Origin of the sequence: Gilliamella sp. ESL0441 (assembly GCF_019469185.1) — a bacterium.
GTDB lineage: Bacteria > Pseudomonadota > Gammaproteobacteria > Enterobacterales > Orbaceae > Gilliamella.
The window spans coordinates 1,310,345-1,320,312 of sequence record NZ_CP048264.1 but is presented as its reverse complement, the minus strand read 5'-3'; the positions used below and the strand labels follow the sequence as shown (position 1 = coordinate 1,320,312).

Sequence of the window (9,968 nt, the reverse complement as noted above, 5' to 3'; positions counted from 1 at the left end):
ACTTATTGATAAAAAATAGTTAATTTAAAATTTTAATTACTTAAAAATCAGTAAGAAATAGTGCACGATGATATAATATTCCGGAAGAAAATACTATATATAAATTATAATGTTAAATTTATTTTTAATAAAATTTGTTTGCTGGTTATGATGATGTGTATATATATGTGTATGATTGTAAAACGTGAGAATAGGCATATGTAACATAATTTTTTGCTTCAAACCCAATATAATTAAACTCAATAGATTTGAAGCCGTTTTTTATGACTATTTTTTAGCAATGAACACACCACGCATGGGCGCCGGATAGCCTTCAATAGTTTTAGTTTTATCGTTGGGATCAAGAAAATCAGCTAATGACTCAGAAGTCATCCAGTCGGTGCTGCGCTGTTCATTGACACTTGTAAAGGAAATATCAACTACTTTTATGTCTTTGAACCCACACTTGTGTAACCAATTGATCATTGTTGGTACCGAAGGAATAAAATAAACATTAGGCATTTGTGCATAACGTTCACCAGGCATTAATGCATGATGATTTTCTCCTTCAATAATGAGGGTTTCAAGAACCAATTCTCCGCCTTGAATAAGTTGATTCTTCAATTGAAAAAGATGATCAATGGGAGATCTTCGATGATATAAGACTCCCATTGAAAATACGGTATCAAATGCATTAAGATTTGGTAATTCTTCGATGCCTAATGGCAGTAAATGTGCACGGTTATCATTACCTAACAATTTTTTTATTGCTTCGAATTGACATAAATAAAGAGCCACAGGATCAATTCCTACTGCAAGTTTTGCTCCTGCCCCTACCATTCGCCATAGATGATAACCACTATTACAACCAACATCTAAAACCGTTCTACCTTCTAAATTATCTATATGTTGAATTAGTCGTTCCCATTTCCAATCAGAGCGCCATTCGGTATCAATATTTACCCCATATAGATTAAAAGGACCTTTACGCCAAGGCATCATATTTTTTAACAAATTAGTGATACGTTGTTGTTCGCCAATTGACAAAGAATGCTCAGCAGATACCGTTACACTATTCAATAAATCAATATGATAAGGTGTAATGGAGGGTAAATGTTTGATACTGTTAATCCATTGATTAAAACGACTATCAATATTTTGTTTTTGCCAATTTGCTAATTGCGCTGGTAATACCTCAAGCCAGCTGCTGAGTTTACTTTTTGCGATAATCTGGTAAAAATCACCAAAATCGATCATGTTTATATCCTTGTTAAATTCTGTAATAACTTAAGTTTGCTTTAATTGTTTATCACGTTGATACCGATTATTTAATTGCAATGATGGATCCAAAATTAAAACATTGGAACCAAGTATTTATGTGTTTAAAACCAGCTATAGATAGACGTTGTCTATGTGTTTCAATGGTGTCGGTATGCATAACATTTTCTAACATTGTTCTTTTTTGACTAATTTCTAATTCACTATAACCATTGGCGCGTTTGAAATCATGATGCATATTAAATAGAAGTTCATCAATGGTTGAATCTTCAAAGCTAAATTTTTCGGATAAAACCAGTATACCATTAGGATTGAGGGCTTGATAAATATTGTTTAGAATGCGTTGGCGATTTTCAGGTGTCAAAAATTGCAGTGTAAAATTTAATACAACCATCGAAGCATTTTTCATTTCGATATTACAAATATCTTCACAAACAACTTCAACAGGCGTGTTAGCTTTAAATGAATCGATATGTCGTTTACAACGTTCTACCATTGCTAAAGAATTATCTACAGCAATTATGTGGCAATTCTTTTGGCTGATATTACGCCGAATGGATAGTGTTGCCGCACCTAATGAGCAACCTAAGTCATATATCCTTGAATCTGCTTGTACAAACCGTTCAGCTAGCATTCCTATCATAGCAATAATATTTGAGTAACCAGGAACAGACCGTTTAACCATATCAGGAAAAACCTCTGCTACTTTTTCATCGAAAGTCCAGTCACCTAATTTATCAATAGGTGTTGAAAATAGTTGATCTTTTTTTGAACTCATAAAAGTTATAGATAACGTAAAGAATATAATTCTGTTATGATAACATCTTTTTGATTTGTATTGTTCGAGACATTATGAGTTTTATTGCAATTTTAACAATTTTGATAAGTATTTTAGTTGCTTTTTATCTAGGAAAACGTTGGTTATTTTGGTTTGACTTTAAATTAACAATTTATCAAATAATATTCTACTGGGTGATAATAACACTCATGTTAGTAATATTTATCTTATCCAAATTCTGGAAAGATTTTCCAAATTATTTTGCTCCACTTTTTAGCTTAATTTTATGTAGTGTATATGTTACGGTTACCTTTGATATTATCCATTTAGTTAGCAAAAAAAGATTTAAGCCCAATTTTTTTATGGGGTATATTTTCACGGGTTGTGTCATTGTACTTTTTATCATTGGCTATCTAATGGCGACCCATTCCCAGATAATTCATTATCAGGTTAAGATTGACAAGCAGGCTAACGTTGATCATATGCGTATTGTTCAAATTAGTGATATTCACATTAATGAATTAACTCAAAACAGCTTTATACAACGAATGGTTAAGGATGTTAATGAGCTTAATGCAGATATTATTGTGATTACTGGTGATACTATTGATAAACGATTGCAGCCATTTAGTGATGCTAAAGTTAGCGAATTGTTCAAAAAGTTAAAATCAAAGTATGGTACTTATATTATTTTTGGTAACCATGAATATTTGGCTGTTAACGCCCAAAATAATCAAGGTGAAGACATAATCAAAGCCTTTAAAAATGCAAATATGACAGTTTTAAGAGATGATATTGTTTATCTAAATGAGTTAGGAATTACATTGATTGGTCGAGATGATTATTCATCATCTAAACATGGAATTAATCGAGCATCCTTGCAAGATTTGCTTGTGTTTGCTGATGATTCTTCACCCATCATTTTATTAGATCATCAGCCAAATAATCTTGAGGAGCCAGCCAATTTAGGTGTTGATTTGATGCTTTCAGGACACACGCATGGTGGACAAATTTTTCCAATCAATGTGTTATTAAAACTTCTGTACAAAAATTCTGATGGTATTTATCATAATTTAGAAAAACACTTTACCAGTATTGTGAGTAGTGGATATGGTTATGGAGTGATGCCACTTCGTTTGATGACTATTTCAGAAATTGTCAGTATTGATGTGACTTTTGATAATCAAAAAAATCAGATTAATAACTAAAATAGGGATTAAATGTTGACGTATCAATTTATCACTAATAATGCTCAACTTTCAAATTATTGTTTAGCAATTAAAAATAGTTCAGCTATAGCATTAGATACCGAATTTGTTCGAACTCGAACTTTTTATCCTCATTTAGGCTTACTTCAGGTATTTAATGGTGAATTTGCTGCCTTGATCGATCCTATTGCAATCACCGATTGGCAATGTATAATCGACATTTTTCGAAATGATGCCATTGAAAAATATTTCCATTCGTGCAGTGAAGATATTGAAGTATTTATGCATCATTTTGATTGTGTCCCAACGCCAATCATTGATAGTCAAGTTCTTGCTTCTTTTTTAGATAATCCATTAAGCAGTGGTTATGCCAGCTTAGTTAAAAAATATCTTAATATTGATCTTGATAAAAGTGAAACCCGTACAGATTGGTTGAAACGACCATTGACAGAAAAACAGTGTCAATATGCGATTAATGATGTGATATACCTGTTTCCGTTAATACAAAAACTCAAATCACAATTAATCAGCAATCATTATTTAGCTGCCGCTTATCAAGAATGTCAAATGGTTATAGGTCGCAAGTGTGAGGTGATCAATCCGGAGGATGCTTATCTTAATATTAAAAATAGTTGGCAATTGAAAGGTAAGAGTTTAGGGCAGTTATGTAAATTAGCCAGTTGGCGCTATCAATTAGCTAAGCAGCAAGATATTGCTGTAAACTTTGTGGTCAAAGAAGAGGTATTGTGGAAAATAGCCCGTTATTCACCCTCATCCTTGTCAGAACTTGATAAATTAGGATTGCATGGAAAAGAGATTCGGTTATATGGTCAACAGATTCTGAATATTTTATCTGAGCCTATTCCAGACATTCCAGCAATACGTCGTATTAATAGTTATCCTGATTATAAGGTGATCACAGATCAACTAAAAAATGCAGCTGTCAAAATTGCCTCACAAACGGGGCTTAATCCAGATTTGTTACTATCCCGACGATTAATAAACCAATACGTGAAGTGGAAGATTGATAAAAAAGGGCAGGATCCAGAAATTTTATCAGGCTGGCGAAAACCTTTATTTGAACCCTATTGCTAATAAATGTTGCAAATGAGCAGAGCAGATCATATCTGCTCATTTAATATGACATGTTTTTCAATTATCAATGTCTAAATTTGACAACAATTAAGCAAGTTCAGTTAGCATTGATTCGACAATCAATGAAGATTGTGTTGCAGCCAATTTTAAGAAAGATTGGAAATCAACGGCTGATTCACTATCACCATTATCCGAAATTGCTCTAACCACCACAAAAGGTATCTGATATAACCAACAAACATGACCAATAGCAGCCGCTTCCATCTCAACAGCGAAAGCATTGGGAAATGTTTGCTTAATTCGTTCCAGATTGGTTTTTCCATTGATAAATGCATCACCACTACCGATCGATCCTTCAATAGCGTTGACCCCTTGTTTTTTAATACACTCTTTGGCTAATGTTTGGTAAGTTTCACTTGCCTCAAATGCAATCGGGCATCCTGACATTTGACCTGGTTGATAACCAAACGCAGTCAAATCCACATCATGATAAAATACATTTTTCGATACCACGATATCGCCAATGTTTAATGCTGTTGATAGTCCACCAGCTGAGCCGGTATTGATAACTGCGTCAACTTGATAATTGTTTAATAATAGGGTGGTGCCTGATGATGCTGCGACTTTTCCAATACCTGATTGAAGGAGTACAATTTCACAATTGGCTATTTTTCCAAGATGAAAATCGCAATTTAGATGGCGTTCCACTCTATAATGGGTAATTTTACTTTTTAATATCGCAACTTCTTCTTCCATTGCGGCAATAATAGCGATTCTCATACGATCCTCATGACTACGATAAGTAACTTAAATTAAGATGTGATATCATAATTGCTACAGGCTAACTTGACAACATACAACTATCTGGGAGAAGAGAATTGCGCACAATATTTATAACGGGCTGTTCAAGTGGAATAGGGCTGATTTCGGCTGTTGCACTCAAACAACGAGGATATCGTGTTATTACTTCTTGCCGTAAAAACGAGGATCAAAAAAAACTTATTGACCAAGGATTTGAAGCAGTGATTCTTGATCTCAATAATCCTGATTCAGTCACTCAAGCTGCTAAGGAAGTGTTAGCATTGTCCAATAACAAGTTATATGGTTTATTTAATAATGCTGGATTTGGTGTATATGGTCGATTAAATACAATCAGTCGCGAGCAGTTAGAATCTCAATTTTCAACTAATTTTTTTGGTGTTCATCAATTAACTCAATTGCTCTTACCCGCCATGATTGAACATAATGAAGGACGAATCATACAAACCAGTTCAATCGTTGGTATTATTGCAACACCGGGACGAGGTGCTTATTCAGCCAGTAAGTATGCTTTAGAAGCATGGTCAGATGTGTTAAGGCTTGAATTGGCCAATACAAATATTAAAGTGTGTTTGATTGAACCCGGTCCATTAACAACAGCTTTTTCAAGAAATGTCAATCAAACAGAAAAAACACATCGGATTGAAAATCCACCAATAGCTAAACGATTTACCTTACCGCCCGAGGCCGTTTTGCCATGTTTATATCATGCCCTTGAGCATCGCAAACCTAAAATACGTTACAGGGTAACAAAAGTAACCCAGTTAGCGGCGATTGGCAAACGTTTGCTTCCGGATAGATTAATGGATAGAATTTTACTTAATAAATAATGAATCTTAATATTCTTAGGACATAATATGCAAAACCCATTTATTTTTGATGTTAATGAACAAAATATTCAAGAAATTTTGGAAAAATCAACTAAACAGCTTGTGTTATTTTATTTTTGGTCACCAAGAAGTCCAAATTATGAAGAAATGACACAAACATTGACAAAATTAGCTGATGAATATCATGGTCAATTTATTTTAGCGAGTGTCAATTGTGATGAGCAGCAGATGTTGGCTGCTCAGTTTGGATTACGTGCCATTCCGACTGTTTATTTATTCCAAAATGGTCAACCCGTTGATGGTTTTCAGGGGCCTCAACCCGAAGAAAAAATCCGTGAATTACTCACTAAAGCGCTGCCTAATGAAGATGAACTTAAGTTAATCGAAGCACAAAAACTATTCAGTGAAGAAAAATATGAAGAAGCTTTGCCATTATTAAGACAAGCATGGAAGAATTTAAAGGATCATTTAGGTAAGCCAAGATCCGATATTGCTTTCATGTTAGCCAAAGCACAGATAGCATTAAAGCAGTTAGCGGAAGCAAAAGACGTTTTAGCTTCTGTTCCATTACAAGATCAGGATACTACATATCATGGTTTACAAGCTGAAATTGAGTTATTGGAACAGGCTGCAAACTCTCCTGAACTACAATTATTACAAGCTGAATTAGAAAAACACCCGGATAATGTAGAGTTGATGATCCAATTATCATCACAACTAATGCAAGTCGGGCGCCAAGAAGAAGCACTTGAATTACTATTTAAGCCTCTTACTCAAGATATTAATGCCGGTGATGGACAAGTTAAGAAAACCTTACTTGACCTTTTAGCTGCGTTAGGCACAAGTAATCCGTTAGCGGCTTCTTATCGCCGGAAACTTTATACATTACTCTATTAAGCTAACATAAAAGAAAATCATGATTCAACAATAAAATTTATTGCTGAATCATTGGTTTTAGTGTTCGATTACTCGAGGAAAGTTTTCATTACTACGTAACGTTAATACTTCAACACCATTATCAGTCACTAAAATGGTGTGTTCATATTGTGCAGAAAGTCCATGATCTTTGGTTTTTACTGTCCAGCCGTCTTTCATTGTTCGAGTACGCCAGTCACCTGTGTTTACCATAGGTTCAATGGTGAATGTCATACCTGGTTTTAAAATAACTCCACCGTCATCAGCATCATAATGTAGCACTTGCGGTTCATCGTGATAAACTTCACCGATTCCATGACCACAATATTCTCTAACAGATGAAAACCCAAATTTTTCTACATATTTTTGAATTGTTTTGCCGATTTCTCTTAATCGTAAACCCGGTTTAATAATTTTTATCGCTTCATACAAGCTTTCTTGTGCTACTTGGCATAATTTTTCGCCAGCAACGGTTGGTTTTCCTGCAATATACATTCTCGATGTATCACCATGATAGCCGTCTTTGATAACAGTGACATCGATGTTAAGTATATCACCATCTTTTATCTTTTTATCAAAACTTGGGATACCATGACAAACAACATCATTAATTGAAATACAACTGGTATGTTGATAACCGCTATAGCCAATATTAGCTGGGATAGCTTTTTGGACATTGACAATATACTCGTAACAGATTTTATCTAATTCACCTGTCGTAATACCCGGTTTGACATAGGGTTCGATCATTTCTAATACATCGGCAGCAAGTTTGCCGGCGACACGCATTTTTTCGATTTCTGTTGGTGTTTTTAACTTAATAGACATTAAATTGTTCCTGTAATGTTAATGGCTATATCCTATCATATAGCACTATGACGTCAAACCTTGGTAATGAAATAATTCAATACCTTTATGAAAAATAATTAATTTTTATTTTCAAAAAGTCAGTTTCAGGCTGTCTTTTATGGTTTGGCTTAAAATAACTAATCTTTGAAACAATTTAATTATATAATAACTTATTATAAAACGAGGTTATGACTATAATGCAGTGTCGCTATTATCAGCAAAAGAAATGTTTATCATGTAACTGGATCAATTACCCTTACGCCACCCAACTTCAAGAAAAACAGAGTAATTTATTAGAAAAAATAACGGAGTTTAACCCTAAAGAGGTTAAACCCCCCGTTGCTAGCTCAGAAATGGCTTTTCGTAATAAGGCAAAAATGGCCGTACTTGGCACCGTTGAAAAACCGATATTAGGTATGGTAAATGGTAATGAAGCTATTGACCTTTGCGATTGTCCGCTTTATACCCCCAGTATGCAAAATATTCTCAAAATGGTACGAACGTATATTCGTAAACAAGGTTTAGTTCCTTATAATATCAATAAGCGAAAAGGGGAATTGAAGTTTGTGATAATTACTGAAAGCACAATCGATAATATAAGCGGCTTTATGATTCGGTTTGTTGTGAGATCACATAAATATCTTGAGAAAATCAGGAGCTCATTGCAACAACTTCAAAACAATATTGATAATTTACAAGTTGTTTCAGTTAATATTCAACCCAATCATTCAGCTATTTTAGAAGGTGAAGAAGAAATTGTCCTTACCCAAAATAGTTATCTGACTTTTACATTGAATCATATTCCACTTTATATTAAAGCTAAAAGTTTTTTCCAAACCAATACCAATATTGCCAAGAATCTTTATCAAACAGCGAGTGATTGGGTAAATAATTTAAAAATAAGCTCCATTTGGGATCTATTTTGTGGAGTAGGTGGTTTTGGTTTGCATTTTGTCAATTCTTCAAATAATAAGAATATAGAATTAACGGGAATTGAAATTAGCCCAGATGCAATAGAATGTGCTTCACGCTCAGCACATGAAATGGGTTTTACGCATCTCACATTTAAATCATTAGATGCAACTCAATATAGCATTGCACAACAGAATATACCTGACTTAGTGTTACTCAATCCACCAAGAAGAGGAGGTGGAGAAAAATTAATGCAGTTTTTAGCTCAGGTGAAACCTCATTATATTTTATATTCAAGTTGCAATTTATCATCATTGGTTGATGATTTAAATTTGTTACCTGATTACCAACTGATTAATGTTCAATTATTTGATATGTTTCCTCATACTTCACATATGGAGGTGTTAGTATTGTTGGAAAGAAAGGATGCGTAAGGATTAATTATGCCTTTTATGACTTCATCAGCACTTTATCATATAATAACGTTATAAAATTAATGCATAATTGATGTTATAAGAGGGACTAAAATATTACCTAATATAAACTAGCGTTATTAAGTTACTTTGAAATATTAATAATTGCATAGAATTGAATCAAAAAATAAAGGAGATTTTAATGGCTGAGTCCAACAATGAGATAGTTCAAAACACAATAAATAGCCTTCATGAATCCGTCTTATCGGTCATATTATCGACCACTAATCAAAACGGAGAGGTCGAAACAAGTTATTCACCTTATTTTTTTGATGGTAAAGATTACTATATACTTATTTCTGATTTAGCTCCGCATAGTCAGAATATCAAGGGTAATGCCAATATCTCAGTGTTTATTATTGAAGATGAATCTCAAACAAAGAACATCTATGCTCGTAAACGTTTAAGCTTTCAAGCAACAGCTGTTATGATCGAAAAAGATTCTGAAATGTTTAATTCTATTATTGAGCGATTTGCTTTACGAGTCAGTAAAATGGTTTATATGTTGTCCGAAATGAAAGACTTTAATTTATTTAAAATTTCACCGATGCAGGGCAGATTGGTTATTGGATTTGGTAAAACCTATCAAATCGATCATCAAAATAATAGTATAACGCAAGTTGATGAAAGCTATATTGCCAATCAAAAAGCACAACAACAGAGTTAAAACTTTGCGAAATTGATGATATCTAATTATTTTACATTAAAAGGAATGCGGATGATTACCCATTCCTATCCATGAAATAGACAAGATTATTAAATTTCGATTTATGACTTAACTATCAATAATAAATAGTATTATTGATGGTTTTAATCTTTAAAATAAGTTCAA

10 protein-coding genes are annotated in these 9,968 nt (G+C 33.5%); 6 read left to right on the top strand and 4 right to left on the bottom strand.

Annotated features, from left to right (window positions below; all coding sequences use genetic code 11):
- Nucleotides 1-267 precede the first annotated feature (267 nt).
- Both cmoB and cmoA read right to left on the bottom strand, forming a co-directional pair.
- Complete coding sequence (gene cmoB, locus GYM75_RS05830) at nucleotides 268-1,236, bottom strand: tRNA 5-methoxyuridine(34)/uridine 5-oxyacetic acid(34) synthase CmoB (protein WP_220217213.1); 969 nt, start codon at nucleotides 1,234-1,236, stop codon at nucleotides 268-270.
- Nucleotides 1,237-1,303: 67 nt separating this feature from the next.
- Complete coding sequence (gene cmoA, locus GYM75_RS05825; RefSeq protein ID WP_220217212.1) at nucleotides 1,304-2,035, bottom strand: carboxy-S-adenosyl-L-methionine synthase CmoA; 732 nt, start codon at nucleotides 2,033-2,035, stop codon at nucleotides 1,304-1,306.
- A 209-nt stretch (nucleotides 2,036-2,244) separates the two neighbouring features.
- Here cmoA and GYM75_RS05820 point away from each other — a divergent pair, with 209 nt between their 5' ends.
- The gene (locus GYM75_RS05820; RefSeq protein ID WP_220217211.1) at nucleotides 2,245-3,243 is read left to right on the top strand and encodes a metallophosphoesterase; all 999 of its coding nucleotides are present in this window, start codon (nucleotides 2,245-2,247) and stop codon (nucleotides 3,241-3,243) included.
- Between the two features lie 12 nt (nucleotides 3,244-3,255).
- Nucleotides 3,256-4,338 carry a ribonuclease D gene (rnd, locus tag GYM75_RS05815; RefSeq protein ID WP_220217210.1) on the top strand — a complete coding sequence of 361 codons (1,083 nt, stop codon included), beginning with the start codon at nucleotides 3,256-3,258 and terminating at the stop codon, nucleotides 4,336-4,338.
- Between the two features lie 87 nt (nucleotides 4,339-4,425).
- On the opposite strand, the gene GYM75_RS05810 is transcribed toward rnd, so the two are convergent.
- Nucleotides 4,426-5,118 (bottom strand): 5'-methylthioadenosine/adenosylhomocysteine nucleosidase, encoded by a 693-nt coding sequence (locus GYM75_RS05810; protein ID WP_220217209.1) that lies wholly within the window; start codon nucleotides 5,116-5,118, stop codon nucleotides 4,426-4,428.
- A gap of 98 nt (nucleotides 5,119-5,216) precedes the next feature.
- Between GYM75_RS05810 and GYM75_RS05805 the strand changes: the two genes are divergently transcribed.
- Nucleotides 5,217-5,987 (top strand): SDR family oxidoreductase, encoded by a 771-nt coding sequence (locus GYM75_RS05805; protein WP_255556874.1) that lies wholly within the window; start codon nucleotides 5,217-5,219, stop codon nucleotides 5,985-5,987.
- Nucleotides 5,988-6,014: 27 nt separating this feature from the next.
- Entirely contained in the window at nucleotides 6,015-6,884 is an 870-nt protein-coding gene (locus tag GYM75_RS05800) for a co-chaperone YbbN (RefSeq protein WP_220217208.1), read from the top strand.
- Nucleotides 6,885-6,941: 57 nt separating this feature from the next.
- Here GYM75_RS05800 and map read toward each other — a convergent pair whose 3' ends face one another.
- The gene (gene map, locus GYM75_RS05795) at nucleotides 6,942-7,730 is read right to left on the bottom strand and encodes a type I methionyl aminopeptidase (RefSeq protein WP_220217207.1); all 789 of its coding nucleotides are present in this window, start codon (nucleotides 7,728-7,730) and stop codon (nucleotides 6,942-6,944) included.
- A 218-nt stretch (nucleotides 7,731-7,948) separates the two neighbouring features.
- On the opposite strand from map, the gene rlmC reads away from it, so the two are divergent.
- Both rlmC and GYM75_RS05785 read left to right on the top strand, forming a co-directional pair.
- A complete protein-coding gene (gene rlmC / locus GYM75_RS05790) occupies nucleotides 7,949-9,097 on the top strand; it encodes a 23S rRNA (uracil(747)-C(5))-methyltransferase RlmC (RefSeq protein WP_370632165.1) in 1,149 nt (382 codons plus the stop codon).
- A 181-nt stretch (nucleotides 9,098-9,278) separates the two neighbouring features.
- Nucleotides 9,279-9,803 carry a HugZ family protein gene (locus tag GYM75_RS05785; RefSeq protein WP_220217205.1) on the top strand — a complete coding sequence of 175 codons (525 nt, stop codon included), beginning with the start codon at nucleotides 9,279-9,281 and terminating at the stop codon, nucleotides 9,801-9,803.
- Nucleotides 9,804-9,968: the final 165 nt, after the last annotated feature.

What these genes read in the sequence shown, in the direction of transcription:
- cmoB (WP_220217213.1), bottom strand. Translation starts at nt 1,236, where the DNA reads ATGATCGATTTTGGTGATTTTTACCAGATTATCGCAAAAAGTAAACTC.
- cmoA (WP_220217212.1), bottom strand. Translation starts at nt 2,035, where the DNA reads ATGAGTTCAAAAAAAGATCAACTATTTTCAACACCTATTGATAAATTA.
- GYM75_RS05820 (WP_220217211.1), top strand. Translation starts at nt 2,245, where the DNA reads ATGTTAGTAATATTTATCTTATCCAAATTCTGGAAAGATTTTCCAAAT.
- rnd (WP_220217210.1), top strand. Translation starts at nt 3,256, where the DNA reads ATGTTGACGTATCAATTTATCACTAATAATGCTCAACTTTCAAATTAT.
- GYM75_RS05810 (WP_220217209.1), bottom strand. Translation starts at nt 5,118, where the DNA reads ATGAGAATCGCTATTATTGCCGCAATGGAAGAAGAAGTTGCGATATTA.
- GYM75_RS05800 (WP_220217208.1), top strand. Translation starts at nt 6,015, where the DNA reads ATGCAAAACCCATTTATTTTTGATGTTAATGAACAAAATATTCAAGAA.
- map (WP_220217207.1), bottom strand. Translation starts at nt 7,730, where the DNA reads ATGTCTATTAAGTTAAAAACACCAACAGAAATCGAAAAAATGCGTGTC.
- rlmC (WP_370632165.1), top strand. Translation starts at nt 7,949, where the DNA reads ATGCAGTGTCGCTATTATCAGCAAAAGAAATGTTTATCATGTAACTGG.
- GYM75_RS05785 (WP_220217205.1), top strand. Translation starts at nt 9,279, where the DNA reads ATGGCTGAGTCCAACAATGAGATAGTTCAAAACACAATAAATAGCCTT.